General features: G+C 47.8%; 19 protein-coding genes and 5 pseudogenes. 14 read left to right on the top strand and 10 right to left on the bottom strand.

The window, feature by feature from the left end; all coding sequences use genetic code 11:
• Nucleotides 1-559: 559 nt before the first annotated feature.
• From JCM11969_RS06275 to JCM11969_RS06265, 3 genes and pseudogenes are all read right to left on the bottom strand, one after another.
• Nucleotides 560-904, bottom strand: coding sequence for a hypothetical protein (locus JCM11969_RS06275; protein ID WP_054709500.1), 345 nt, complete (start codon nt 902-904; stop codon nt 560-562).
• A 201-nt stretch (nt 905-1,105) separates the two neighbouring features.
• A pseudogene (locus JCM11969_RS06270) lies at nt 1,106-2,442 on the bottom strand (M20 family metallopeptidase).
• Nucleotides 2,443-2,474: 32 nt separating this feature from the next.
• Nucleotides 2,475-3,992 (bottom strand): annotated as a pseudogene (locus JCM11969_RS06265) (YfcC family protein).
• 563 nt (nt 3,993-4,555) lie between these two features.
• Between JCM11969_RS06265 and JCM11969_RS06260 the strand changes: the two are divergent.
• The 3 genes and pseudogenes from JCM11969_RS06260 to JCM11969_RS06250 all read left to right on the top strand — a co-directional run.
• The gene (locus tag JCM11969_RS06260; protein WP_054709497.1) at nt 4,556-5,116 is read left to right on the top strand and encodes a M15 family metallopeptidase; all 561 of its coding nucleotides are present in this window, start codon (nt 4,556-4,558) and stop codon (nt 5,114-5,116) included.
• A 623-nt stretch (nt 5,117-5,739) separates the two neighbouring features.
• The gene (locus tag JCM11969_RS06255; protein WP_054709494.1) at nt 5,740-7,494 is read left to right on the top strand and encodes an FAD/NAD(P)-binding protein; all 1,755 of its coding nucleotides are present in this window, start codon (nt 5,740-5,742) and stop codon (nt 7,492-7,494) included.
• 272 nt (nt 7,495-7,766) lie between these two features.
• Nucleotides 7,767-8,164 (top strand): annotated as a pseudogene (locus JCM11969_RS06250) (MFS transporter); the annotation flags it as partial.
• Here the strand turns inward: JCM11969_RS06250 and JCM11969_RS06245 are convergent.
• Nucleotides 8,159-9,086: pseudogene (locus JCM11969_RS06245) on the bottom strand (YfcC family protein); the annotation flags it as partial. The pseudogenes JCM11969_RS06250 and JCM11969_RS06245 overlap by 6 nt on opposite strands.
• Before the next feature lie 441 nt (nt 9,087-9,527).
• Here JCM11969_RS06245 and JCM11969_RS18805 point away from each other — a divergent pair.
• From JCM11969_RS18805 to JCM11969_RS06235, 4 genes are read left to right on the top strand one after another with little or no spacing between them, the layout of a single operon-like run.
• Nucleotides 9,528-10,040 carry a histidine kinase gene (locus tag JCM11969_RS18805; protein ID WP_225353161.1) on the top strand — a complete coding sequence of 171 codons (513 nt, stop codon included), beginning with the start codon at nt 9,528-9,530 and terminating at the stop codon, nt 10,038-10,040.
• A gap of 14 nt (nt 10,041-10,054) precedes the next feature.
• Complete coding sequence (locus JCM11969_RS18800; RefSeq protein ID WP_225353160.1) at nt 10,055-10,237, top strand: hypothetical protein; 183 nt, start codon at nt 10,055-10,057, stop codon at nt 10,235-10,237.
• On the top strand, nt 10,234-10,512 hold the full coding sequence (locus JCM11969_RS18795) for a sensor histidine kinase (RefSeq protein ID WP_263850019.1): 279 nt from the start codon (nt 10,234-10,236) through the stop codon (nt 10,510-10,512). Before JCM11969_RS18800 ends, JCM11969_RS18795 begins: the two co-directional genes overlap by 4 nt.
• Nucleotides 10,505-11,158, top strand: a complete 654-nt coding sequence (locus JCM11969_RS06235) for a response regulator (RefSeq protein WP_054709489.1) — start codon at nt 10,505-10,507, stop codon at nt 11,156-11,158. The genes JCM11969_RS18795 and JCM11969_RS06235 overlap by 8 nt, the downstream gene beginning before the upstream one ends.
• A gap of 588 nt (nt 11,159-11,746) precedes the next feature.
• Here JCM11969_RS06235 and JCM11969_RS06230 read toward each other — a convergent pair.
• Nucleotides 11,747-12,646 (bottom strand): helix-turn-helix domain-containing protein, encoded by a 900-nt coding sequence (locus JCM11969_RS06230; protein WP_054709487.1) that lies wholly within the window; start codon nt 12,644-12,646, stop codon nt 11,747-11,749.
• Nucleotides 12,647-12,659: 13 nt separating this feature from the next.
• Nucleotides 12,660-12,986 (bottom strand): metal-sulfur cluster assembly factor, encoded by a 327-nt coding sequence (locus tag JCM11969_RS06225; protein ID WP_054709510.1) that lies wholly within the window; start codon nt 12,984-12,986, stop codon nt 12,660-12,662.
• A gap of 671 nt (nt 12,987-13,657) precedes the next feature.
• On the opposite strand from JCM11969_RS06225, the gene JCM11969_RS06220 reads away from it, so the two are divergent.
• The 3 genes and pseudogenes from JCM11969_RS06220 (at nt 13,658) to JCM11969_RS06210 (ending at nt 16,890) form a co-directional block, all read left to right on the top strand.
• Nucleotides 13,658-14,890 carry an FAD-dependent oxidoreductase gene (locus tag JCM11969_RS06220; RefSeq protein WP_054709484.1) on the top strand — a complete coding sequence of 411 codons (1,233 nt, stop codon included), beginning with the start codon at nt 13,658-13,660 and terminating at the stop codon, nt 14,888-14,890.
• Nucleotides 14,890-16,160, top strand: a pseudogene (preA, locus tag JCM11969_RS06215) (NAD-dependent dihydropyrimidine dehydrogenase subunit PreA). The gene JCM11969_RS06220 and the pseudogene preA overlap by 1 nt, the downstream one beginning before the upstream one ends.
• Nucleotides 16,161-16,416: 256 nt before the next feature.
• Nucleotides 16,417-16,890 (top strand): DUF1097 domain-containing protein, encoded by a 474-nt coding sequence (locus JCM11969_RS06210; RefSeq protein WP_225353158.1) that lies wholly within the window; start codon nt 16,417-16,419, stop codon nt 16,888-16,890.
• Nucleotides 16,891-17,785: 895 nt separating this feature from the next.
• Here the strand turns inward: JCM11969_RS06210 and JCM11969_RS20350 are convergent.
• The 3 genes from JCM11969_RS20350 to JCM11969_RS06200 form a co-directional block, all read right to left on the bottom strand.
• Nucleotides 17,786-18,112: a hypothetical protein gene (locus JCM11969_RS20350; RefSeq protein WP_369523203.1), complete on the bottom strand. Its 327-nt coding sequence runs from the start codon at nt 18,110-18,112 to the stop codon at nt 17,786-17,788.
• Nucleotides 18,109-18,639: a Fic family protein gene (locus tag JCM11969_RS20345; protein WP_369523202.1), complete on the bottom strand. Its 531-nt coding sequence runs from the start codon at nt 18,637-18,639 to the stop codon at nt 18,109-18,111. Before JCM11969_RS20345 ends, JCM11969_RS20350 begins: the two co-directional genes overlap by 4 nt.
• A 288-nt stretch (nt 18,640-18,927) precedes the next feature.
• Nucleotides 18,928-19,575, bottom strand: coding sequence for an LVIS_2131 family protein (locus JCM11969_RS06200; RefSeq protein WP_054709481.1), 648 nt, complete (start codon nt 19,573-19,575; stop codon nt 18,928-18,930).
• Between the two features lie 374 nt (nt 19,576-19,949).
• On the opposite strand from JCM11969_RS06200, the gene JCM11969_RS06195 reads away from it, so the two are divergent.
• The 3 genes from JCM11969_RS06195 to JCM11969_RS06185 all read left to right on the top strand — a co-directional run bounded on the left by JCM11969_RS06195 (nt 19,950) and on the right by JCM11969_RS06185 (nt 23,226).
• On the top strand, nt 19,950-20,861 hold the full coding sequence (locus JCM11969_RS06195; protein WP_054709478.1) for a linear amide C-N hydrolase: 912 nt from the start codon (nt 19,950-19,952) through the stop codon (nt 20,859-20,861).
• A gap of 313 nt (nt 20,862-21,174) precedes the next feature.
• On the top strand, nt 21,175-21,648 hold the full coding sequence (locus tag JCM11969_RS06190) for a C40 family peptidase (protein WP_054709475.1): 474 nt from the start codon (nt 21,175-21,177) through the stop codon (nt 21,646-21,648).
• Between the two features lie 1,245 nt (nt 21,649-22,893).
• On the top strand, nt 22,894-23,226 hold the full coding sequence (locus JCM11969_RS06185; protein WP_054709472.1) for an ATP cone domain-containing protein: 333 nt from the start codon (nt 22,894-22,896) through the stop codon (nt 23,224-23,226).
• A 179-nt stretch (nt 23,227-23,405) separates the two neighbouring features.
• On the opposite strand, the gene spx is transcribed toward JCM11969_RS06185, so the two are convergent.
• Nucleotides 23,406-23,801: a transcriptional regulator Spx gene (spx, locus tag JCM11969_RS06180; protein WP_054709470.1), complete on the bottom strand. Its 396-nt coding sequence runs from the start codon at nt 23,799-23,801 to the stop codon at nt 23,406-23,408.
• A 496-nt stretch (nt 23,802-24,297) separates the two neighbouring features.
• Between spx and JCM11969_RS06175 the strand changes: the two genes are divergently transcribed.
• Entirely contained in the window at nt 24,298-26,454 is a 2,157-nt protein-coding gene (locus JCM11969_RS06175) for a cation:proton antiporter (RefSeq protein ID WP_054709468.1), read from the top strand.
• Nucleotides 26,455-26,756 lie beyond the last annotated feature (302 nt).

The raw sequence follows: 26,756 nt of genomic DNA, 5'->3' as shown, positions 1-26,756 counted from the left end.
CAAAGAAATGCCTGGGCTTGGCATTTTGTCAGAGTTCACTTGACATTGTCAGCTTTCTGTTTTCCGAAACGCGTTTCGGCTCAAGGACAGAGAACCACAAAGAAATGCCCGGGCCTGGCATTTTTGTCAGAGTTGCTTAGGCAGTAGCCCTCAGTTTTCCGAAACGCGTTTCTGCTAGGTTGCCTAGAAGGAAGTGGCCTAAGCTTATGGTATTGTCACTGTGTCGAAAGAAAGTAAAAATTAAAACACGAGAAAGACTGAACCATTTGCTGGCTCAGTCTTTTTGATTGGCTTTTTGTATTTTTTTAGCATGCATGGTTAGTTTTGTTCCGCAAGGCACGGTGCTAACGTGTAACGGACTATGACCAAAAAGTCAGGCCCGGACTTTTCTGGGTTTTGCGACTGATTGGTGATGGCCTCTGCGCTCCCTTTTTACGTAGACTAAACGTGTCCGCAAGGCAAGGGGCGGCCATGTAACGGACTCTGGCAAAAAATCCAGACCCGGGATTTTCTGCCAGAGTCCGTTACATTCTGCCCCTTAACCGCCTTGCTCCACACTCTACCACACATTCACACTCCTCACCTTCCACACAAACGGCATCTCCTTCTCCACAACAACCCCTGCCTGGCGCTTGCCCAGTTGGCCGACGTAGTACAGTTGTTTGCCGCTGCCACCCTCGGCATCCGACAAATTTGAGATCTTTGTTTTTGTCGATAAGGCTTCCAGATTTCGGACCGTTTGGCTATTTACCGCGACATCCTTAAATTTAGTGATCTTGTGCTGCGAGACGAGCTGGTCCGTTTGTTGGATCACTGCTACCTTTTCTGGTAGATCGTAAAAGAAGAAACTGCCTACTGCAAGAATGACAACTACTACTGCAATCAACCCCAAATGCCGTTTCATGATGAAGCCCCCACTTCATTTTCAATTTGTTATGTTCAGTGTAACGGATGGCCTGCTGTAAATCGAGTGCCTTTACGAAACGTTAACGTGTTCGTTACCAATTCGTAACCCCTTCAATTTTCTGCACTCAAAAAGCAACGTAGACAAGCTCCGCGTTGCTTTTTTTAAGTCACTATTCAGTTGTGATGAGTGGTCGGCCGATTAGTCGCCAACGATCTCCTTCACTGCTTCAGCATAAATGTCCATTGCTTTGTACATGCTCTCAAGTTCCCATTGTTCGTTAACTTGGTGCATGAAGTCTGGCACACCTGGTAACATGGCGCCAAAGGCCACACATTGGTTCATGGTCCGGGCATAGGTTGCGCCGCCAGACACTTGAGGCTGCGTATCGTCGCCAGTCAGGGTCTTGTAAACGCGCATCAACGTCTTAACTAGTTCGCTATCTTCGGGCACATAGAGTGGTGCTAAATAATCAAAATGCGCGTAAGTCAGGCCGTATTCGGTGACCTTTTTGCTCAACTGGTCGATCAGCTTGTCGTGGTCGACCGTCACTGGAATCCGAATGTCGATCTGCATCCGCGTTTCCTTGGCGTTGATCTCAAGACTGGAAATGTTAAACGTCAGATGACCGGAAGCTTCATCCTTAACGTCGCCTAAAACGTTGGTGCCAGTCGCGTCTTCCTTGAACAACTTGCCGATAAAGCCCAACTGGTCGTTATCTGGGAAGACCTTTGACAATGCCATGCCTAAACGCAAGACAGCATTCGTGCCCTGTGGTGCTAACATGGCGTGAACTGACTTACCCAAAACAGTGATGCCGTCGCCGGTCGTTTCGTACTTAAAGCCGAAGTCATCCAACGCAGCCTTGACATCAGCTAGCTTAGGGCCGTTGTAAAAGGCCTTTGCTGGAACCGCATTGAAGGCTGACTTGGCATCAACAGTCAATTCAGTCGACCCAGGGCCAACTAAGTAGGACTGTTGCAGTCCCTTTTCAGCATAGGTCACGGGAAATTCAGCATCTGGCGCGATCCGTGGGTGATGGGTTCTTCTTTCTGGTTATAAACGGCGATGCCGCGCCAGAGGGTTTCTTCATCCGTCCCAAAGATGAACCGAACGCGTTCCTTAAAATGGACGCCAGCATCCATCAAAGCTTTAACCGCAAACAACGCGGCGATTGAAGGCCCCTTATCATCCTGAGCACCCCGACCGATGATCTTGCCATCCTTAACCGTGGCGGTGAACGGATCCGTGTCCCAGTCAGCAGGGTCGCCGGCAGGCACCACGTCCACGTGGCCGATCAGACCGAAGATGTCCTTCCCTTCGCCCACTTCAGCGTACCCGTAGTAGCCGTCAGGGTCTTCGTAAGTTTTAAACCCAAGTTCAGCACAGATGGCCATCATTTCATCTAAGGCTGAGCGCACACCATTGCCAAACGGCGCACCAGGTGCGGCATCCGACAATGCTGAATTCTTGCTGATCATGCGTTTCAAGGCAGCCACAGCGGCCTCGTGATGTTGTTGCGTGACATAATTGGTCATGTTAATTCCTCCTTAATATCGTTTTATCGTGGTTACAGGACTGCTAAAATGCCTAAGAACACACAGGTCAACACAAACAAAATGACCATGAGTTTCGCGATCCACTTCCACCAGGTACTGATGTTGACGTGAGCAATCGCCAGCGCCCCCATCACGACACCAGACGTTGGTGTGATCAGGTTGACCCAGCCAGACGCAGCTTGATAGGCCGTCACAACGGTGCTGCCTGCCACGCCGGCAAACTTGCCCATTGGTCCGATGATGCCCATAGTTGCCGCAGCCAGACCGGATGTTGATGGAATCAGGAACGACATTGGAATGTAGAAAATGTAGGTCAAAATGATGAAGACGCTTTGTGACAACCCCTTCAGACCAAGTTCACCCCAGTGAAGCACGGTGTCGGTGATCATCCCATCGTTCATGACCACTTGAATCCCACGGGCAACTGCCACGATAATGGCAACGCTCAAGAAGTCGGCCATCCCGCCCATAAAGCGTCGATGAAGTCGGATTCCTTCATGTGGTACACAAACATCACAACGATCGACATGAACAGGAACAACATCGTAATTTCACTGAAGTACCATGATCCCAGCGGCACGATATCGTGACCCACCAGATTGCCCAAGAATGGCACGTTCGTCAGCCACTTGGTGAAGTTGTTAAAGATCGTCCATTTTGAGTTGATGGTATCCCATGGCACTAAGCCAGCGATCATCAGCACGAAGGTTAAGCCAAACAGCCAGAGAACGGCCTTTTGCCGCCCCGTCATCTGAATATTTTCCTCGCCGCTTGGAATCGTGAACCGTTTCCGGTCCTCATCCCGTTGGTTATACAGCAGCGACTTCGTTGGATCCTTTTCGATCTTTGAGGCGTAGTGGTAGGTGTACCAAATGCTGACGCCGACCACTAAAATCAGCAGAATAAACCGCGGCATCAGCGTCACCCACTGGAAATATGCAGCGTTTGGGAAGCCACACCAGTCGCAAACGGGTTCACCGTTGAGGCCAAACACCCCACCTGTGTCCCCACCAGCGCAATTGAAATGGCCACCAGTGAATCAAACCCAACCCCGATCATCACGGGAATCAGCAGCGGATAAAAGGCAATGGTCTCTTCGGCCATCCCATACGTTGATCCGCCAAGCGCGAATAAGATCATCAACACTGGAATCAGGCTTTTTCACGCCCCTTGTACTTGCGCACAACGGTACCAATCCCGTCATCAAGTGCCTTGGTCTTGTTGACAACGCCCAGGAATCCCCCAATCACGAGAATAAACAGTGAAACGGGAATGGCGCCCTCGGTCTTCCCTTCGCCGACCATCCCATTGACTGGGGCCATCATGACGTCCCAAATACCCTGAGGATTCGCCTTAACGGTGCGGTAAGTGTGGGCGATAATGTTGCCCGCCTTATCCGTTGAATACTGACCAGCCGGAATCAGCCAGGTTAAAATAGCAACCGCAATGATAATGAAAAATAAAATAGTGAACGCAGACGGCATTTTAAAGTGTCGTCTTGGTTTCGGCTGTGTGTTTGGTGCTTCCATACACTCATCTCCTAACAGCTATACTTAAGTTTAGCGCAACGAGATTAAGCCCCCATGAATTTTATTGAACTTCTTGTGTCAAAATACACAGGTGAATGAATGAACCGGTCTAGTGCATATTACCCTTTTTTAGCAAATTACAAGAAAGCCATCAAATTGTTTGGTGTTGTCTACGAAACCGGTTACAATATCATCATAGTTGCGAGCTGTCATTAATGGGCTAACCTATTTAACCGTTAATACAACCTGTTTCAACTGGATTATTGTCAGTACGCGAATTCACTTCAGCGCGTCTATCACCCAGTTGGTCATTCAAGCGAATGTGGTCTGCCAACAAACAGCAACAGCTGTGCCTTTACTAACAATTGGTATAGCTGTGCTCAAGTCGAACAACCGTTGTATAATTGTGAATCAAATGTGAATTTTTATCCTATTTTTGTTTATGAATCACGTGTGACTAACCGCTATTATCCGTCATGTGAACACAATTATGAAAATCATTGCCATTTTCTCTCATAATCACCTATACTAAACTTAACTAAACCCTTAGGAGGACACTGCTCATGCCAGAAAAAGATCCTGATTTTATGAATGTTCAAGATATCGATCCTGATATCATCGTCGATTTAAAGTACGCCACCACCGACAACTTTACCGGTAAGGTCATCTATGACTTCACCACCGCTGTTTCGCGGACCGGTACCGTCAAGAAACTCGGCGTTGCCAGTCAGCTCTTAAAGGAACAGGGCTACCGGCTCAAAATATGGGATGCCTTTCGTCCGGTCACTGCCCAGCAAAAATTGTTTGACGTGGTCTCAGATACGCGCTGGGTCGCTAAACCCAATCCCAACTTTTCCCACCAAAAGGGCGTCACCTTCGACCTCACCCTAACAGACATGGACGGCAATGAGATCCCCATGCAATCCGGCTTCGACGACTTCACCGGCAAAGCCGTCCGCGACTATCCCCGAACTGACGAACAGGAAAAGAACTACCAAATTCTCCTCCAAGCCATGACCCAAGCCGGATTCGTCGGCTACGAAGGCGAATGGTGGGACTACCGCGACGCCGACATGGACAGCTATGGCCCAAAGCAGGTCGATCCTAACCTGTATGCACATTAGCGACTCAGGATAAAAATGTCGCTTCGTTCCGTCGTTCGGCCCTGCCGGCTATAGTGGGTCGCTCCGGAGCTATTGAATTTCTTTGCAGAAATTCAAGGATCTCCTACGTCTCCCGTGTAAGTAAGCGAGGAAAGAACCCTCGCCAACTTACACCGACACTACTGCCGGCAATGCCGAACGACTCCACTACACTACTGTTGTGGCAATCTGCATCAACACACCAGCATCAATACGACAGCGTTGTTGCGTCTTATCTCCTGTTTAGCAATCGCCGGCTATGATCGAGTCTCGTAACAGCATCGCTGTCAATGAACGTAGCAACAGTCGAGGGCGGATGCTCTTCAAACTCGGTTTAACGCCATTGCGATGCTTAACCAGAGGCGAAATTAAGCTCACTGTGAGTGGAATGGCGCAATTTGGCACGGTATCGTGGTGTCGACATCAGTTAGCGACCGTTCTTTGGTCGGTTACTGATGTGCGAGTCGATGGAGATCCATTCAGATGGCGCACAGCGACAGCTGAATTAGCTTCATCGCGAGCCACTTCGATGCCGTGCCAAATTGCAGAATGCAACGGACTCAGAATCTAAATCAAACAATCCGATAGTAGAAAGGAGGCCCCAAATGGACATCACGATCGTAGGCGCTGGCCCGCGTGGCATCGCTGTGTTGGGGCGACTGTTGGCGTGGCAGCATCATGACGCTTCGCGACCGCTAACAGTCACCCTCGTTGACGAATTTCCGGTCGGCGGCCATGTTTGGCGGACTGACCAGTCGCATTTGCTGATTATGAACACGCCGGCGCAGCAGTTGACGGTGTTTGCGGACGCTTCCGTGCAGATGGCGGGACCGCAACGGCTGACCGGCCCAGACTTGGCGAGCTGGGCGACAACAGAAACGGCACGGACGTTTATTCAGCAGCATGATTATCGCCATCAAACCGCCTTTTTAAACGATGTTGCGCACCTCGGCTCCGATGACTATGCGCCCCGTGCCCTCTTTGGGGTCTACCTGCAGTGGGCGCTGGCAAGTATGACAGCCAACCTGCCTGCCAATTTTCAACTGATTCAAAAACAGGCCACGGTTACAGAAGTTAAACGGGCCACTGATGGTCACTGGTTACTTCGTGCTACCGCAGAGCAGCGGCCAGCAGACCGGCTCATATTAACGACTGGTCACTACCTCAGTGAACCAACCCCAGAGCAGCAACACTTTACTGAATTTGCTCGCGCCCACGACGCCGTCTACGTGCCGCAACAGTTTCCGGGTGATACCGATTTTTCAGCCATCCAGCCTGGTGAACCCGTCATCATCCGTGGCGTCGGCCTCAGTTTCTATGACTACGTCACCCTGCTCACGAGCGGACGCGGCGGCACCTTTCATCGCGGGGCGAACGGACTGTTAAGCTATCAATCCTCGGACAAGGAGCCGCAAATCATCGCTGGATCCCGTCGCGGTTTCCCTTACTATCCAAAAGGTACGAATCAAAAACGATATGGGGAACAACTCCAACCACAGTTTTTAACACCTGAATGTTTGTCCCAATTCTCACCTGACGCGCCGTTACCTGCTGAGAAATTGGAAAAATTACTGAAGGCTGAGGTCGCTTATGTCTACTATTCGCGCTTAATTACAGACCGTTATCCGGCGCTAAACCTTCCCATTTTCCAGCATCAATTTACGACTGCTGCCGATCCGCTTCGTCTCATTGACCAGCTACCAATAGCTGCTGAAGACCAACTCGACTGGCAGCGATTGACGCACCCGGCCGAAAACCTGCAAGGTACGGCCGACCAGCTCGCTTATTTGGACCCGCTCATTGCGGATGCAAAACGGGGGACTAAGACTGGTCCACTAACTAGTGCGCTGGAAACGTTCCGGGATCTGCGCGAGACGATTCGTCAAATCACCGAAGCGGGCATTTTAACGCCGGACGATTATTTGACCTATTTATTACTCGACTACACCCCGTTGCAAGATTTTTTTGCAGTTGGGCCGCCCGTTATTCGTGTTGAACAGCTTCGCGCCCTGATTGCGGCCGACATCGTCACGCTGGTGCCACCCGAAATGAGAGTCAAGACGACTGACGCTGCGTTTTCGGTTTCCACACCCGCCAACGGTCATGCCCTAACTAGTCGGGTCCTCATTGAAGCGCGCACACCAGCCATCGATGTCAACGTGACGACGAACCCGCTAATTCGGCAACTGCTGGCTAGCAACCTCGGGCATCCCGACCAGCGGCAGCAAGCGGACGGTAACGCCTATTTCACCCACGCTTTGGCTATCGACCCAACAACAGACCGGTCCTCAACGCAATCGGCCAACCGCATAACAGCCTGTACGCTTTTGGCATCATTACTGAAAGCACTCACTGGATGACGGGGCTGAGTCCACGGCCTGGCATCAACGATGGTAATCTGCGGGCAGCGGACCGGATTGCCCAGCAGATCATGACTGGTGAGCACACCTTCGACGATCCGCTGGTCAACTAATGAGCACTCAGACACTTGTCTTTAAATCAGACAGGTGTTTTTTTATACGTCGTCATGATTGTGTATTGACTTATAAAGCATATAATAAAATTATTATTACTATTAGGAGGTGACGTTTTGAAGCAACGCTCACAATGGATTCTTTTACTCGCAACGTCAATGGTCTCCTTTATGTCCACCATTGATGCCGGCATCGTCAACATCGCGGTGCCCCAAATCTCGCGGGACCTTAACGTGCCCATGAACGAGGCCGAATGGGTCGTGTCCGTTTACCTAGTCCTTATCTGTGTGTTACTCATTTTCTTTGGTAAACTGTCAGACAGATTGGCCGAATTTCACTGTTTCAGATTGGCACCATCATTTTCATTTTGGGGTCACTCGGGTGTGGGCTCAGCAACACCCTGCCGCTGTTAATGGCTGCTCGAATTCTCCAAGCCTTGGGGGCCTCAATGACAATGGCGACCAACTTCGGAATCATTACACAGATTTTTCCACCGGAACGTCACGGTACCGCGCTAGGCGTCAACAGCGCCTTTGTGCAACTCGGCAGCATTGCCTAAAACTGGAATGCCGCTCAGCCACTTGGTTGCCGTTTCAAAGAACGTCCAACTGCTGTTGATCGATGCCCACGGCACCAGACCAACGATCATGATGACGAACGTCGCGCCAAACAGCCACAGGACCCCTTTTTGCCGCCCCGTCATGGCAACGTTGTCGGCATCACTGTCAATCGCAAACCGCTTCAGATCCTCGTCACGTTGTGAGAAGACCAGTGACTTGCTTGGATCCTTCTCAATTTTCGAGGCATAACGGTAAACATACCAGATACTGATGAGCACCACGATCACCAACAGGATCAACCGTGGAAACAATCCTTGACCCATGGACAAATCGAGTGTCTGGGAGCTACGCCGGTCGCAAACGGGTTCACAGTGGAGGCTAGACAGCCGACCTGGGACCCCACGAGGACGATGGCGACGGCCACCAGGGAATCAAATCCCACGCCAATCATGACTGGAATGAGCAGCGGATAAAACGCAATGGTTTCCTCCGCCATGCCGTAGGTCGACCCGCCAAGCGCAAACAGAAACATGAGGACTGGAATCAACGCTTTCTCCTTGCCCTTGTACTTGCGGACAACGGAACCGATTCCGTCATCAAGCGCTTTGGTGCGGTTCACAACACCCAGGAAGCCCCCAATAACCAGGATAAATAGCGAAATCGAAATGGCACCCTCGGTATGATCATTGCCGACCATGCCGTAGACTGGGGCCATAAAGATGTCCCAGATACCTTGCGGATTAGCCGTCACTGACTTATAGGTGTGGGCAATGATATTCCCCACCTTATCAGTGGAATAAGCACCGGCTGGAATGATCCAGGTCAGGATTGCAACAAGCCCAATGATCATGAATAAAATCGTAAACGCTGACGCATTTTAAACCGCCGTTTTTTAGGTTGTGTGTTTGGTGATTGCATGATGTTCATCTCCTTTTTATAACCTACCATTAGTTTATTCCTAAGATTTTAATAAGTTATGAAGAAGTTTGATTTTTTTGTACATTTTTTCATTCGTGTTTTTGTCCCGCATTAGCCGAATTTACAGCGCCATATTTTTACGATCTATCATCCATTTCCGACAATTTTTGATTGTTATGAAAGCTTAGGAATCGCTTACATTGACTCACGAATATGGTATAATTAGTGATACTATAATAGGTTCGGTATTTCGTTTTTAAGCTTTATTTTCCCGCACTTGTGATTAATCAAACTTAGGTAATGACGAGCGTCCAAATCAAGTAAATCGTTGTACTGGGCCATGATCCATGTATTTTAAAAAAAGAAGGAAGGTTTTTAAATTGGAAACACCACCGACAACTTGGATGAGCGCCTATTTTAAAAAACGCCCCCGTGGCCATCATGTTGTTTCAAGATGACGACCTTCTTTTGAGCAACCATTTGGCGCAATGTCTGCAGGATCACCTGCACTTTGACCCAAGCTACCTGATTCAACTCGCACAATCGGCGACCAAGGAGCGCCATTCGGCCGTAACAGGCTGCAACACCTGTGCCATTTGCAACGAACTGGATGAATTTGCGATGCCGGTTCTCTGCAGCGACGATCAGGAAACAGGCTACTATATGGTTTATAAACCCCTAGATGAAACGCAACACCTGTCCTCGCTGACACTTAAGAGTCGGGCTTCAATCGACCACGTCATCAAAATGGCGGACCATGAGCGTAACAGTCAAACGGCGATGCACGCCAGTGAACTGGAACGCAAACGGATCTCCGCTGACCTGCACGACAATATTGCCCAGGGCGTTTATTCGGCCATCATGGGTGTCAAAAACCTGGGGACCTGTGCGCTATCCGAAAGTGAACTCAAAACACGCACGTTGCGATTGCCGACGAACTCAAAACGACGCTGAGTGAGGTCAAAGACATGGCCTTAGACGTTCGGCCATCCGTTCTAGATCAGTTTGGCCTCTTCTCAGCCCTTAAGACGCTGGCGCAGCGCCTGCAAACGAATTCGGGTGTCACCATTTCAGTGTTGGGAAACGCCCATCCAGAGGAACTCCAAAAGACCGTCCAAAGTGCCTTTATCGAGTGGCACAGGAGGCCATGAACAACACCTTGAAGCACGCTAACGCCAGCGAAATTGATCTCTTATTAATTGAACACGACCATTTCATCACGTTACAGATTATCGATGATGGCGACGGCTTTGACGTTTCAAGCCATCAAGCATTCAACGGTCATTCACTAGGGCTTCACGACATGAACGACCGGATCAAGTCACTTAACGGGATCTTTGACGTGCAGTCGGACCCGCAAGTTGGGACAACAATCACGGTGAAGTTCCCCGTCCAAACCAGCAAGGGGAGTTATCAACATGTATAATGTACTGATTGCCGACGACCACGCTGTTGTGCGGTCGGGGCTGAAATTTCTAATTGATCAACTGCCAGATTACCAGGTCGTTGCTGAAGCGGCCACCGGCAACGACACCTTTATCCGCGTGGGGCACGGCGACATTGATATCGTCGTCATGGATTTGAGTATGCCACCGGGTGAAAACGGCCTGTTGACGACGAAGCGGATTCAGGCGCAGTACCCGGAAATTTTGATTCTCATTTTATCGATGCACGGCGAAGAAGCGTACGTCGATAAATCGATCGAGTACGGGGCTGTTGGCTACGTTTTAAAAAGCTCGCCGGATAGTGAGATCACTAACGCATTGAAAACAATCGTGACGGGTAAGCATTATGTAGATGAAAATGTTATTTTGCTGAAATCAGATATCAAAGAGATCACGTCCGATGGCTCCAACACCAACCTCTGGGGCCATAACGCGTTGTCAAAACGGGAACGAGAAGTCATGCCGCTGGTCGCAATCGGTTACAGCAACAAAGAGGTCGCCGCTAAGCTCAACATTTCAACCAAGACTGTTGAAGCACACAAAGCTAGTATTATGCGGAAACTGGATCTGGAGTCGCATGTGGATCTAGTTCGGTATGCGATTCATCATAAGATGATTGAGTTTTAGAGTGTGGCAGGTGGTTGATTTCGTTGCATTCCGCAATTTGGCACGGCATCGAAGTGGCTCGCGACTGAGCTAACTCGATTTCTGCTGCGCAGCTCTCGAGTGGATCTCAGTCGTCTCGCATGTCACTAAATGGCCCAAGAACGGCCATCAAGTGACATCGACACCACGATGTCGTGCCAAATTGTTCCATTCCACTGACGATGAGCTTAATTTTTAAACTGGTTAAGTATCACGTTAGCGTTAAACCGAGTTTGTAGAGAATCCGCCCTCGACTGCCAGTAAACTCATTGTCAGCAATGCTTCATACACTGCGTCAGTTGAAGGTAGTATTTAACTACCAGTTTTCATAACACTATGTTACCCTGGCTCTCAAAATTAACTATTTCTAGAATTGTAGCGTAGTGGCACCGTTCGGCATTGCAGACTGTGGTGTCGGTATTCCCAAGGCGCCCCAAAAAGACTCGCCTAGAATATATTTGAAAACACAAGAATAAACACAAAAGCGAACCCATATCGGCACAACAACGATATGGGTTCGCTTTTCGTCTCTATTTTTGAATAATGTGGCGTTACCACAACCAAACCGTCCTACCCTTCCAAAGCAGAATAATCCGTCCGCTTCTTAAAGGCACAATTCAAGGCCGCGACCTTCACCTCAACGACTTGATTCTGATTGATTCGGGCAAATGCCAGCGTCTCACTGATCAGGCGTTGGATGAGTGCTGGATCCTTCTTTTGAGCCAACGCATTTTGAGCCGCCTGAAACTTCAACCGCGGCAGGTAGTAGGTCACGCGGTTTTCAGAACAGAGCTGGATTCCAAAATCGATCAGCTGGTTGCTGAGCCGATAATTGTCCTGGTTCGCATAGAATTCCGCGGTGAAAAAGACGAGCGTCAGCATCCGCAAAACAGCTTTATCGTCCGCTTCTTGTAGCTGCCCCTGGTGCGTCTTAATATACTGGTTGACCTTCTCGAAATAAAAAGCAGCTTGCCTCGTTTCCCGCCGTCGCGCACTCATGACACCCGAACCAAGAAAGGCTAACTGGGTAAAAATGGTCTGGTGGCGTTCATCCAAGTCGTTTAAAATTTGTGAAAAATCAAATAGGATCTTATCCGGCTGCGCATTGACAAGCGCATTGCACAAGCCCCGCAGATAGCAAAACTGCATCTTATCAGGAATCGCGTCGATATCAGTTAACGTCAACGGCTGTATCCGTTTGATGGCGTCCGGGTAGTTTTCGGTCATCAAGTCACGTTCAATCGTGTCCAATGCCTGGTGCAGTTCCGGCACAGACGTTGCGCCATCCTGATACAGGTCGTCAACAGTCATGCCTAACCGAACGCAAAGTTTACTTAGAATCGTCAAAGACGGCACTTTATTCTGGTTTTCAAACTTACTCAGCGTTGCCTGCGTGCAAATCCCATGCGACAGCTTACACTGAGAGATTTTAAGGGCCTTTCTGCGGCTCACAAACCGGTCAATTTTCATGTTAAGCGACCTCCTATTCGTGAATGCCTAAGGCAACCTTCGCGTAACGACTCATCCGGCTGATATCCCAAACTGGCTCCCAAACGAGGTTGATCTCACAGCTAGAAATGCCGGCAACGGCTTCGGCAGCCTGCGTAATTGCGTCGTGGAGAATGTCGCCGATCGGACAGCCCATCGTAGTGAGCGTCATCGTGATCAGACACGCCCCATCCGTCACCTTCACCCCATAGATCAGGCCTAAATTCACCATATCAATGCCCAATTCCGGGTCAAGCACCTCAGACAAGGCGTCCATGACGTCGTTTTCGAGTTGGGTTGGTTCAATTAAGTGTTCTGCCATCATTTTCATCCCTTCTGCTGAGTGGCCACAGAATTGGTATAGTTACAATTTAACAAACGTTCTAGTGGTCCTTATTTTTAACACGCTTAATTAAACGAATGATTCCCGGCCGAGAATGCGCTCGTTTAATGGTTCTTTATCGCGATATGTAGGCGTCTAGGGACAGTATACCCGATGGCACATACTGAATCCATTAGGCCATCCCCCTAACTTTCGTGAAATAATTTACATATATAATAAGATTCTGCTAATGTGTTTTACTTAATTGGGATGCCTCATACACTCATTTATATACCTGCCATTTTATGCCAAAATAATATAACTTAATTGCGTTAAAAAAGAACGACTATTAAGGCTAGCCCCCCGCAGCATTGCTGTAACAGCACCTTGTCAGCTGTCTGTTTTAAAACCATTAGGGCATCCCCTTACGTTTACCGAAAAATACGCAAAGCTTCTATATAAATTTTTATATAGCGTTTCAAAATTCGGTCAGAATCGTTCAAATGAATCCCACCCATTTTTGGCCATTCGTCACTTGCATGCTAGTCTTGGTTTTGTAAAACGTGTGAACGAAATCACAAAGGAAATTGTGACCCAGATCGCTGTTCAGTTTCATCTCGGTCACGCAACTCAATCGCACGATAAAACTCAAGATAAGTGAGGAGATTCCCATGAGTAAGAAATACGAAACAGAAGCACCCGGCTACACCATGACCACCGTGATGGAAGAAGCTGCGCGTTGCCTGCTCTGCCACGACGCGCCATGTTCCCAAGCCTGCCCCGCCCACACCGATCCCGGCAAGTTCATCCGCAGTGTCCGGTTCCGCAACGTAAAGGGCGCCGCAGAAACCATCCGTGAAAACAACGCTTTGGGTGCCATTTGTGCCCGCGTTTGTCCGACTGAAAAATACTGTGAATTGGCCTGCTCACGGACTGGTATCGACCGGCCGATCGATATTGGCGGTATCCAACGCTACGTCACCGACTTTGAGCAACAGGCCAAGATGGACATCCTCAAGAAGGGTGCCGCAAACGGCAAGTCGATCGCCATCGTCGGCAGTGGTCCTGCGGGTCTGCAAACTGCCACGACCATGCTGGAACGCGGTTACGCTGTCGACATCTACGAAAAGAACGAAAAAGCTGGCGGTTATTTGACCTATGGCATTCCCGAATACCGGTTGCCACAAGACATCGTCGACTTTGAAATCAAACGGATCGTCAACCTCGGTGCTGACATGCACTACAACGTCACCATTGGTAAGGACATGACCATGGCCGACCTGAAAGCCGACCACGATGCCGTTGTCGTCGCCGTTGGTGCCAGCGAAGCTAAATCATTATCGATGTTTGCTGGCAACGACTACGTGGAATCGGCCGTTGACTTCCTCGCCCGCGTTAAAAACGCCAAGGGTGACATCACGGACATCCCAGAAAACGCCGTTGTTATCGGCGGTGGCGATGTTGCGATGGATGTCGCCACAACGCTTAAGCGCCTTGACGTCAAGAACGTCACCGATGTGGCCTACGAAGAGTTCGATGAATTCCGCGCTTCTAAGAAGGAACTTGCTGGCACTCGTAAAGCTGGCGTCACCATCGTTGATGGCTACGTACCTAGTGCCGTGGATGGCAACGTGGTCACCTTCAAGCACCGCACCATCGATAGCGAACTGAAAATCAAGGCCGACAAGATTATCCTTGCCATCGGCCAACAGATCAACGCCGATAACCTTGGCATCAACATCGAACGCGGAGTTGTCCCTTACGTGGGTTACAAAACTGACGATCCAAAGGTCTACATCACCGGCGATATTTCGAAGGGCGACCAGACCGTTGTTTGGGCCGTTCGTAAAGGGAAAGAAGTTGCTGATCTGATCGATCAAACACTGTTAGGGGGTACTAAATAATGATTGATAAAGATTTATCCGTAGAATTCATGGGCGTTCACTTCGAAAACCCCTTCCTGCTCTCCTCATCACCCGTTGGCAACTGTTACGAAATGTGTGCCAAGGCGTTTGACGAAGGCTGGGGCGGTGTCGTTTTCAAAACGATCGGGCCAAAACATTTCAAAGTCGATGAAGTCTCACCCCGGTTCGATGAACTGACCAAGGAAGGCACCCCCTTCGTTGGCTTCAAGAACATGGAACAGATTGCGGAACATTCACTTGAAGAAAACCTGCATGATTTAAAAGAACTGAAAAAGAACTACCCTAACAAAGTCGTCGTTGCCTCCATCATGGGAACCAACGAAGAAGACTGGGAAGAATTGGCACAACTCGTTACCGAAGCCGATGCAGACATGATTGAAATGAACCTGTCCTGCCCGCAAATGACCTCTCACGAAATGGGATCCGACGTTGGGACCAACCCAGAACTTGTAAAGAAGTACTGTGCCGCCGTTAAACGCGGTTCTGACCTGCCAATGATGGCCAAGATGACGCCAAACATCACCGATATGATTCCAGCTGCCAAGGCCAGTCTCGACGGTGGGGCACAAGGTATCGCTACCATCAACACCGTTAAATCCATTTCAAACATTGACCTGGACAAGAAGGTTGCGCTGCCGATCGTTAATGGCAAGTCATCCATCTCTGGTTTCTCTGGGAAAGCCGTTAAGCCATTGCGCTGCGGTTTATCCAACAACTCCGGACCGCTGCTGGATTGGAATTACTGCCGATCTCAGGTATCGGCGGTATCGAAACCTGGCAGGACGCCGCTGAATTCATTCTGTTAGGCGCCACCACCCTTCAGGTCACCACTTCCGTCATGCAGTACGGCTACCGGATTGTTGAAGACATGAAGAACGGTCTCATGCACTACATGGAAGAGCAACACGTTGACCACCTCGCCGACCTGGTTGGGTTAGCAACCAAGAATATCGTGCCAGCTGAAAAATTGGACCGGGATTACAAGGTCTATCCAAAAATCGACTGGGATAAATGTATTGGCTGTGGCCGGTGCTACATTTCCTGTTTTGATGGGGCGCACCAAGCCATCACCTGGGATGAAGAAAAACGGCGGCCATCCGTGAACATCAACCGCTGTGTCGGTTGTCAGTTATGTAATCTGGTCTGCCCCGTGGGTGCCATTACGACCGGTGAGAAAGTGTTGAAACCGGGACGCAAGGGTAACGCAGCCGATAAACAAGTTGAGTCCTCGCGGCTGACTCATTTCTAAGGTGACTGCGCGTCACGACACGCTACAGTGAACTGACAAACTGAAGGGCGTTGACGGCTGTCAGGGGTGTCTGAATTCCTGGTATCACTACAGCAGCGTCATATGATATACTAGTTTTTCAGGTATTTTTGACACTAGCGACACCCTTTAGTAAAGGAGCGCGACTCATGAAAATTAGTAAAAAGGTTTGGTTTGACGCGATCGGCGTTGGGTTGTTTACCATCGTTTACAGTCTGATTATGAGTGGATTCTCCCTGTGGATGGCTCCGCCGCCTTTATTGCGGTTTCCTACTTCTTTGGTGCGGGCTTTCCCAAGGACAAGATCTGGAACATTCTGTGCAGTTTCGCGCTGGGCATCGTTTGGGGATTGATTGCCTTTCGCCTGCTGCACGTCCCAAGCATTTCCGGCGTCATTGCTTCATCCGTCATGTTCGGTATCATGACCTTCATTGTGCTGTTCCTACAGGGAACGATTATGAAATTCACGCTGGTGCCCGCTTGGCTGATTGCTTGGGGAACCACCATGTTGATTCTGTCCAATATCACCATTCACAACTGGGGGTTGTTTGTCTTTCAGCTCTATGCCTGCATGGTGCTTGGCATCTTCGTCATTGGGTATTTCTCGGATTACTTTAACCAGATCATGTTCCGGCTTTTCCCAGAAAAAAACGACCATGAGCAGGAAACCGACACCGAGGAAACTGACAATATGGCCGACCACAAGGCTTAATCATCCTTGTTTTTGAGGAGAAAACAGAAGCTTACTGAGACCTGTTGCGAGGCGCGGCAGGTCTTTTACTTGTCTACGTCAAGTTACTGGTATGGCACCATTTCTAGCTAATTTTTATAGCAAAATCGCAAGCCGTTTTCGTTTAGTTCCCCCTTCGCATCAGTTATAATGAACTCAAGATGGTTGTTACCCCACCCCCAACATACTAAGCACACGGTTACCCTATACCGTGATCAACAACCGTCCAGATCCCCCAGTTAATTTTAATCAACCGGGAACCATAACCATATTGTGGCGACTGAGCCTCTTGCTTGGTCGTTTTTTTGTAGAGTGTGAAGCAAGGCGGTTTAGGGGCGGTGTGTAACGGACTCTGGTCTAAAAGTCCGGGCCTGACTTTTAGACCAGAGTCCGTTACACGTTAGCCCCGTGCCTTGCTGAACACGTTTCGGCAATGTAGCATTAAAGAGTTGTCGCCGGTACCACTCAGAAGCAAAAATGCCCGAACTTGGCATTTTGCCAGAGTCCGTTACATGCCCGCCCCTTGCTGAACACGTTTCAGCAATGTGAAAAGGGAGCGCAGTGGCCCGCACCATTCAGTTGCCAAAAACCGAAACCCCGGGCCTGACTTTTAGACCAGAGTCCGTTACACGTTAGCCCCTTGCTGAACACGTTTCGGCAATGTAACAAGGGAGCGCAGTGGCCTGAACCATTCAGTTGCCTAAAACCGAAAAGTCCGGCCTGACTTTTTTTGCCAGAGTTGCTTACACAGGAGTCCTCTGCCTTGCTGAAAATGTGTCCGCTAGATTTCCCATAAAACCTATCATTATGCCTGTAATCCACTTAAATCGAATAGAAAAGCAAAGAGGCCATTTCTTGGCCTCTTTGCTTACATATATTAATCATGTTTTTGCGTTTTCAAATCAATTTTCCGCGTTATTTTTGGCTTTTTCCCAGACCTATTACGTATTTGTGGCTTAAGATTAAAAGTAATTGTCTTCCCCGATCCATCATCAGGAGAAATCGGTTTGTGAAGAATTCTTTCTCTATCTGAAGGTAATAAAGATAATAGTCGATTAAAATATTTTTCTTCTTCGTCTTGATTATCAGTCTCATAGTATCTCATTAATGTTGTCATAAAATCAGTTTGGTCAAGCTCATCGAAGGGTAAAACAAGATAGTTTTCCCTTGAAAAAGTATCATAAGCTGCATTAGCCGCTATCAAGCTGTTCGCTTATTGCCATCCTGAAATGGCTGTAGCTTTGCAATTCTAACAAACACTCGCCAAGCATCTTTTTCTTTTTTAGGAGAGGTCATATATTCATCAACTATCTTTTGAAGATCATTTCGACCAACTACTTCTGGTGGCATATATGTTCTGTGAGATTTTTCATCGAGAATGATACCAATTCGATCATCTTCATTATAGTACGCATTGCGAAGATGGCCCGGCCAATTCGGCTCTTCATCAGAATCGGAATCAAATGCTTTATTGATGGCAATAATTCCGTCAACACTAAAGCCAACTCTCCGAACAGCGGTAATTCCCTTCAAGGCGTCCTCAAAAATAGCTACATCATCACTGTCTTGGTTTAAAGGTGTGCTTGAATTCAAATCCAATGCATGTTTAGTTTGAAGTAATGAACTACCATATCCATTTAAGCTTCCAATTGAAGAGATAAATCTCGCTAGTGCAGTATTGTCCACATTTCCATCTCCTTCAGATTTAAATATAATCAATTCTTTCGTCAAATACTTTCATTCAATATACTATCAATAAATGTTTAAAAATAAAAACAATCGCATTTTCAATGCCTGCTCTAGACAAATATTACAAAAAAGACTGAACCAACTCTGCTATAGAGTAGTTGGTTCAGTCTCTATTTTTATAAGTGAAGAAACGCTCTACAGAAGGCAAGAGGTTGCATGTAAGCAACTTCCGACATCAAATCCAAACCCGGGATTTGATGTCGAAGGCTTTCTACTGTTCTCGAGACTAAACGCGCTCCACAAGCCAGAGGGCGGAGTGTTCCGCGCTCTCTACTGCTCATCCGCACCCAAATTCGTTTGCTTCACAAACGAATGATCCGGTACTCTGATCAGGGTGAAGCGGTTGGCTAGACGGCCGGCGTGGAGGCCGATACCGTTTAGGAAGTCTTTCTTATAGGTTGTTTCTACAACACCGACCCATGCTTTTTGAGTCTTTGTATCGTAGCGCTTGACCGTTTTCTTGTTCCACTTGTACGCACTAGCGGACACGTTTATTGGATCCTTACCGCCCGAAATTGTTGCATCCAGACTTGAGACCTGATCCGTTTCACCATCCGTCGAGTACTTGTAGACTTGAATCGGCTTGCGGCCCTTACCCGTTCTCACGGTCACATACGTCGACTGCGCCGCACTAGTCGTATCTAGGACCAGTGGTTTGTAATGGTACGCGACCGTTACTCGATTCGTGTTGAGCTTGCTGACGTCCTGAAAGAACGTTGCGTAACTCATGCCCCAAAGTCCCAATAAAAAGATAATCACTTCAATTGTTGATTTCGTTAAGTTCTGTGCAGAAAACGACTTTTTCTCGGTCACAATCAATTTAAGTCGTCTGACTCGCATATCATGCACCATCCACACAAGATAAATCAGCAGGAGCAGCCAAAGCCCCATTCCAATTAAATTCCAAGCTGATTTCATAAGCCACAATTCCCTTCTACTCAATGTGATGACACACACACAAACCTTCATTATTAGATTAAAGGAACCGATTGCTAAAAACAAGTGTTTCGACGTAATTCTTTTCGCGAAATACGCTGTACTGATACGGGTTGACAGCCATTTATTATCGTCGGTCAATCGTGCAATTAGATGTGCGTTTACAAATTTCAACCCAGGCCACACTGTACGCGTGCTCAAGCTAGAGTGGTGGCCGTCATTATTGAAAATCGCTAGGATACCCACAAATCATATCATAAGTATTCCTTGCAAGAATCGTCAGCAGTTTGTGTTACAGTAACAGGTGATGACATGGGCGATGTATTATATAGTAGGAAAAGAAAGCAGGCGGACACATGTGCACGAGTTTAACCCTTACAGCGTCAGACCAGACAACCATTCTGGCACGGACCATGGACTTTCCAAACGTTGATCCGTGGGTACCGACAAAGCTACCAGCAGGCACTGAGTGGCAGCCAATTCTTGGGCAGCCAGCAACCACGCAATTTAACATCGTCGGGGCTGCTCGCAACTTAAACGGCCACACCCTTTTTGGTGACGGCATCAACGCAGCGGGACTGAGTTGTGCAGAACTGTACCTGCCTAGTCGGGTCACCTACTATGATGACCCACAGTCCGACAAGGTCAACCTCACACCGCAAGATTTCATTTTATGGGTATTGAGCAGCCATCAAACGGTCGCGGATGTCCTCGCTGACCTTCCGCAAGTGGCTTTGATTGCCCACGTCTGGTACGCTGAAAATAAAGTCTACCCCTTCCACTGGGTGCTAGCTGATGCGACCGGGGCAACGGCCTACATTGAGCCAACATCATTGACGCTCACAGCAACCGACAACCCGATCCAGGTCATGACAAATACGCCGACACTGGCTGATCATTACAGCGGGTTGGCCGCCTTTTTACAGGTGCCAGATACGAAACAACCGACCCTCACCCAGGCTTCCATAGCGTGGCTGGCAAGCGGGCAACCACTCCCAGAGGGACCGATTCCAACAAACCGGTTCATTCGAACAGCAATCAATCGATTGGGGCATCCGCAACCGAAAACGGGTAACGACGCAGAGAACGCAGCGTTGACCTACCTCAAACAGGTCGTGACACCAAAACTCGAAAATGGGCAACAAAAACCTAATCATAACTTTACCCATTACATCAGTTTCATGAATACAAAAGCGTTAACGTATACGCATATTCCTATCGATACCATGAGAAGCCAGTCATTATCCGTAGTGGATTTCGCCAAATAAATCAACTTTCAACCACTTTTTGAAGAAAAAAGTGGTTTTTTATTGTGCAAACACCGGTAAATCACACCATTGTCACATTCCTGAAATATACGGGTTAAAGCCGGTATAGCAAGTCGCAACCACCCTTTCATTTTTAAAAACCCTCTTGAAATGACAAACCTTGTTTTTCTATTAATCTAATCGATAATACGTTGCAACACTCTTGTAACGTGCGATTGATACACTAATAACCGTTCAATAAATAAACGACATTTAAAAATAATAAAAAACGAAACGATAGATTAGAATTTAAATTAAGGGGATTTTGTTAACTATGAAAAGATTGTTTGTCAAACTTGCATTAACCGTAATTACCATCTTAGGCATTACCGTCGCTGCCGACACGATTGCACAGCCACAGACCGCTAGCGCAAGCACCACATCTTACTCAAAGGTTTACAAAGTCGCTAAAGCACAATTGGGCAAGCGTTACAGCTACGGCTCAACTGGTCCTTCATCATTTGACTGCTCAGGCTTTACTTCTTACGTTTACAAGAAGAGTGCCAAGATCACCACTCCACGGACTGCCCAAGCCCAATACAACAAATACGCGCACGTCAGCTACAAGAACATCAAAAAGGGCGATCTCGTCTTCTTCGGCGGCAGCGTCTTTGGTATCAGCCACGTTGGGTTGTACGTCGGTAGCGGCAAGATGATCGACGCCCAAAACCGCGGCGTTGTTAAGGAAGCCGTTAAAGCCCCATGGTGGCACTACGTTGGTTCTGCCCGGGTCACAAGTTTAGACTAATTCAATTTTGAGACTGATGGACACCTCGCTTTTGCGGGGTGTCTTTTTGTGTGTCATAAAGTGCTGTACTGCGTTGCGTCGGCAGAACTGTGCGTATGGTGCTTTCTGTTATTGCATGCTATACAAGGTCGCTCCGTTCCGCCGTTCGGCCCTGCAGGCTGTGGCCAGAGTGTGGAGCAGGCCGGGTAACTCCCGGAGTGTAAGGCGATTTTGCCGGAAATTCCGGTCTTGAATTTCTGGCAAAGTTGACTTACACAGTAGGGAGTTGGTCTGCGGAACACGTTTCCGCAGTATAAACTAGAAATTCAAGGATCTCAACGTCTCCCGTATTAGTAACCGACCAAAAGACGGTTGCTAACTAATACCGACACCACAGCCTGCAATGCCGAGCGGCTCCACTACGCTACAATACTGGTAATCGTCAGCATGAATTGGAAAAACTAACTCATAAGTGGTGCAGTGAAACCTGTTAATCAATCGTCACCAGTAACTAGCATATTGTGAGGAGCATGACTGTTAATGTCCTTATTCGCAGTCGAGGGCGGATTTTCTTCAAACTCGGTTTAACGCTAATGTGATACTTAACTAGTGGCAACAAGTAAGCGCACCGTCAGTGGAATGGAGCAATTCGGCAGGTCGTCGTGGTGTCGACATCAGTTAGCGACCGTACTTGGGTCGGTTACTGATGTGCGAGACGACTGAGATCCACTCGAGAGCTGCGCAGCAGAAATCGAGTTAGCTCAGTCGCGAGCCACGACGACGGCCTGCCGAATTGCGGAATTCAACGGACTATTATCTAAAACTAGAAAAATCCTCCATAAGGCAAGTGCTTCTCTGGGTGCTCTTCTTCACAGACTAAAGGCCCATTCATCGTTTGCACGTCGCTTTCATAGCGTCTAAACGTGCTCCAGGAAGCAGAGGCTCCTGTGTAAGCTGCTCGGGTCAAAAAAGTCAGACCCGGACTTTTCTGACCCGAGCAGCTTACACTCCGCCCTCTAACCGCTTCCTTCCGCACTCTCTTAAATCTCGTTAACGATTGCGCAATTAGCACCATAATACTTGTTTTCATGTTGCGTAACGCGTTATCATGGAAACAATCAAAATAGTGTAAGGTAACGCTCTGTTACTTTAACTGTTTTTCAACCTACAATATATAGTGGCACGTATACTAGTTCTTCCATATATTGTTGATTTTTTCAAACAAATGTTCTAAACTTAACGTATTGATAAAAAGGAGTCCTCGTCGTGAATAAGCAAAAACCGCAACAGTCACATATTCAAATTACGGTTCGTTTCGTTGAGAAGCGTAACGGCAAAAAAGACGTGTTTGACGCCCGAAAGATACTAAGCAGTCTAAATCATTTGACCCACGATGATCGGCTCATTCGGCGCACAAATGCCCTTGTATTAGCCCAAATCGCTGGTTACTCTCAGATTGATACCCAGACCATCCGCCAGCTCATCACCTCGACGTTGACGCAGTTGGATCATCCAGAACTGGCCAAGCGGTATAGTGAGTACCACCCTTCTAACCCAAAAAACGCTTCTTTTAAACAATTGTCTTTTTTTAATCTGTGATTCTGTTAAGTCCGGCGACTAGCGCCGGACTTTTTTTATAGCTTAAATTACCCACCCATTTTGACCAACCCAACACATCGTTAGTTATCGAAATTTTGGGCACAAAAAAATCAGCACCCCAACAGTGCTGACTTCCTGTTTTACTATTCAGTTAAATCCTAAAGATCATTGTCAATTGACTAGCTCAGTTGAGCCTCTAAATCGCGTAATTCGGCCACACGCACATTGCGTGGCAAGAAACGCCGAATTTCTTCCTCGTTGTAGCCAACTTCCAAACGCTTGTCATCAAAAATGATCGGGCGTTTGATCAAGTCGGGATACTTCACAACGAGATCAACTAATTGGCTGACTGGTAATTCATCAAGGTCGATGTTTAACTTCTTAAAGATGTTAGAACGCGTCGAGATGATGTCTTCGCTGCCATTTTCAGTCAGGCGAATAATTTCCTTAACTTCATCAGCGTTTAGCGGATTTGATTTAATGTTTCGTTCTTTAAACGGAATTTGGTGGGCTTCCAGCCAAGCACGAGCTTTACGACTAGATGCGCTACTTGGTGCAACATATAGATTAATCATACTAAGCACTTCCTTCATTTCGCTTTCCCCAAGCGACAAAACCATTAACTAAAAAACATCAGTTGCTCATTATTTGGTCCCCAACACCTTCTAATGAACATCTTAATCATAACATATTATGAGAATAATTCAAGATGATTTTTATACTTTTTAGATTGTGAACAAGCCAACATCTTGACTTGTCATTAATTTATCTAAACCCGTACTAGCGGTATTTATCAATAATTTAAATTGTGCACGTTTATAAAATAATTTCGTGAAAATGTTATAATTTTCAAACCGCCGTCAGACAGGGTTATTGACGGAAAATAAGTACATTTAGTAAACAGAATATCCGATAATGTCGTACTTGAGGGAGGTAAATTGTCATTCGTTTCAGCTTAGACTAAGATTGAATTGGACATTGACTAGTTTAAAAATTTTCACCGTCGCTGATTCTTGTGAGGTGCGTTACAATTTGACTAGTTGAAAATTTTACTGAGGGGAAGTGGAACCTGTGGAGATCTTCTTAACGGTCACCCTGCTTGTGATTGCGGCTGTGGGGGCCAATATTATTTATACGGTTTTTCCACGGATACCGTTAGCGTTTTATCAAATCGGGGCGGGCCTACTGCTATCTTTCGTCCCCACCTTTAATAACTTTGATCTGGAACCAGAGATCTTTATGCTGCTCATCATCGCGCCATTGATGTTCAACGATGGTCAGTCGACCAATTACTCCCTGTTGCTGCGTCGGATTCGAGCAGTGCTGTCACTGGCAGTCGGACTTGCCGTTGTCACCATTATTGTCGGCGGGTTTGTTGCCCATCTCTTATGGACTGGCGTGTCGATCGCGCTAATGTTTGCCCTGGCGGCAATCGTTGCGCCAACCGATTCGGTAGCAGTGGAGTCGATCACGGATGGGATCGAGGTCCCAGAACACGTGATGGCCGCCCTTAAAAACGAATCCTTATTCAATGATGCGTCCAGGATCGTCGCGTTCTCACTGGCGCTCAACGCCTTTACAACAGGAAAGTTTTCCGTTGGCTACGGCATCCAGCATTTTCTGGTCGTCTTTCTGGGCGGGATCGTCCTCGGCATCGTCTTGGGGTTCGTCGCCGTTTGGATTCGGCTCTTCTTCCAACAAAAATCACTAGATATTATTGCGATCCTCCTGCCATTTAACCTCCTGACGCCGTTCATTGTTTACCTGCTGGCTGAACATCTGGGTCTTTCCGGAATCTTGGCCGTTGTCGCCTGTGGTGTCGTTCACGGGGTTCAGCAGAGTCGGCTGCGTCTGACCTCGACAGAAAATCAAATTGTGACTCGGACAACTTCGGAAGTAGTTGCAGACCTCTTAAACGGGTTTGTTTTTGTCTTGTTGGGCGCGTCATTGCCGAACGTGTGGCAAAACCTGTCTCGTTCGGATACCGAAGAGTTGCCGAAATTAGTGACAGTTGCCGTCGTTTTGTACGTTGTCATGTTCCTGCTGCGGTTCGCCTGGAGCCAGTTCAACTTAGTCCGGATGCACGATACCCGCCACAAGCACAATACCGTTCGTGAGAGTTTGGTGCTTGCGCTCGGCGGCGTTCACGGAACCATTACACTTGCCATGGCCTTCTCACTACCGCTGACGGTTAACGGCCAGGCCTTCCCTATTCGAAATGCCTTGATCTTAGTGGCCGGCATCATCATCTTAATGAGTCTGATCGTGCCAACCATTGTCTTGCCGCTCATCTTACCGCATGAAACGAATCCCTACACTGATGAAGAGGTTGAAAAACACGTGGCTGGCATGGTGAACTTTGCGATCGACCAGCTGAAGAGCATGGAAGCGAACACTTCTGTGCTGGCGCCAGTCATCGAAACCCTGAATAGTCAAAAGGGATCCAGCGCCTACGTCACAAATTCTAAGGTCGTCCACCAGCTGCTTGCTGAGGCTGGAGAAGCTCAGACTGAAGCCATTACTGACCTGATTGAAGAAGGCAAGGTTGACCGGCAATTTGGCTGGAAATACAACCGCGTTCAAATGTTTCAAACACAATTTGCCTTTCAAAATCCGTTCCAGCGCATCGTGATGTGGTGCCGCATGGTGGGCTACCGGTTCTTTCCTAATCTGGCTAAACGGCAAAGAGCTAAGCAAATTTCGCAGTGGCAGGAAAAGAAGAAACAGTGGCAGATCGACCATCCTGACCAAAAACCTGAAGAAACTGATCAGGATCGCTTATTACCAGAGATTCGCAAAGAAAATGCCCAACTGCCAGCCAACGTGCAGCAAGTACCAGCAAAACGGCAGCACTATTCCCGAAAACAACTGCAAGAAATCAAAAAAGCGCAGACGCCTGAAGACCGTCAGAAGTTCCTTGACACAATGAGTGAACTCGAAACGGCTGGTTATAACGCGGTCATGCTTTACCTCACCAGCGTCGAAAATGACGAGAATCGAGCCGAGGTTGGGGTCATTCGCCACTATTATATGGTTCGGCACAATCGTTTTAGTCAATCCGAGACAAAAAATGAAACGGAAAGTGAACTTTTTATTCGCGCCTTCCAGTTCGAGTATACCTATGTCCAAGGAACCGCGAAGCAGCAGTATTTATCGTCTGAATTAGTAAAGACTTTACAGCAAAAAATCTCGATGGATCAACTCGTTTATATGCAATCAAACGGGTAGTTTATGGGGCAAACCATTGAATTATCAAGTTGAGTTACGATTTTGTTATCAGAAATTCACACTTTCTTCACATTTATCCTTTATATTAAGACCATAGCCTAATATTTAAATTACAAATATTAAGTAAGCTTTTTCATTTTACTCCTCCAAAGTAAAATTTATATTTCCGTGAACCCCATCACGAAAATGCCTACTCCTATGTGTAAAACCTGTCCTCCCCCGGACAGGTTTTTTGTGCCTTCATTTTTAACAAACGCTGCCATAGCAGTGTTTAGCGTCTATTTTTTGGAACAATTACAGCT

It is taken from the genome of Secundilactobacillus paracollinoides DSM 15502 = JCM 11969 (assembly GCF_001311135.1).
Taxonomy (GTDB): Bacteria; Bacillota; Bacilli; order Lactobacillales; family Lactobacillaceae; genus Secundilactobacillus; species Secundilactobacillus paracollinoides.
The sequence above is the reverse complement of the archived record's forward strand: the minus strand, read 5'-3'. Positions and strand labels throughout refer to the sequence as shown.

Excerpts from the sequence above, each read along its gene's own strand:
- JCM11969_RS18795 (WP_263850019.1), top strand. The coding sequence starts at position 10,234 with ATGAACAACACCTTGAAGCACGCTAACGCCAGCGAAATTGATCTCTTA.
- JCM11969_RS18805 (WP_225353161.1), top strand. The coding sequence starts at position 9,528 with ATGTTGTTTCAAGATGACGACCTTCTTTTGAGCAACCATTTGGCGCAA.
- JCM11969_RS06225 (WP_054709510.1), bottom strand. The coding sequence starts at position 12,986 with ATGGCAGAACACTTAATTGAACCAACCCAACTCGAAAACGACGTCATG.
- JCM11969_RS06235 (WP_054709489.1), top strand. The coding sequence starts at position 10,505 with ATGTATAATGTACTGATTGCCGACGACCACGCTGTTGTGCGGTCGGGG.
- JCM11969_RS06190 (WP_054709475.1), top strand. The coding sequence starts at position 21,175 with ATGAAAAGATTGTTTGTCAAACTTGCATTAACCGTAATTACCATCTTA.
- JCM11969_RS06260 (WP_054709497.1), top strand. The coding sequence starts at position 4,556 with ATGCCAGAAAAAGATCCTGATTTTATGAATGTTCAAGATATCGATCCT.
- JCM11969_RS18800 (WP_225353160.1), top strand. The coding sequence starts at position 10,055 with ATGGCCTTAGACGTTCGGCCATCCGTTCTAGATCAGTTTGGCCTCTTC.
- JCM11969_RS06195 (WP_054709478.1), top strand. The coding sequence starts at position 19,950 with ATGTGCACGAGTTTAACCCTTACAGCGTCAGACCAGACAACCATTCTG.
- JCM11969_RS06220 (WP_054709484.1), top strand. The coding sequence starts at position 13,658 with ATGAGTAAGAAATACGAAACAGAAGCACCCGGCTACACCATGACCACC.
- JCM11969_RS06255 (WP_054709494.1), top strand. The coding sequence starts at position 5,740 with ATGGACATCACGATCGTAGGCGCTGGCCCGCGTGGCATCGCTGTGTTG.
- spx (WP_054709470.1), bottom strand. The coding sequence starts at position 23,801 with ATGATTAATCTATATGTTGCACCAAGTAGCGCATCTAGTCGTAAAGCT.
- JCM11969_RS06275 (WP_054709500.1), bottom strand. The coding sequence starts at position 904 with ATGAAACGGCATTTGGGGTTGATTGCAGTAGTAGTTGTCATTCTTGCA.
- JCM11969_RS06200 (WP_054709481.1), bottom strand. The coding sequence starts at position 19,575 with ATGAAATCAGCTTGGAATTTAATTGGAATGGGGCTTTGGCTGCTCCTG.
- JCM11969_RS06230 (WP_054709487.1), bottom strand. The coding sequence starts at position 12,646 with ATGAAAATTGACCGGTTTGTGAGCCGCAGAAAGGCCCTTAAAATCTCT.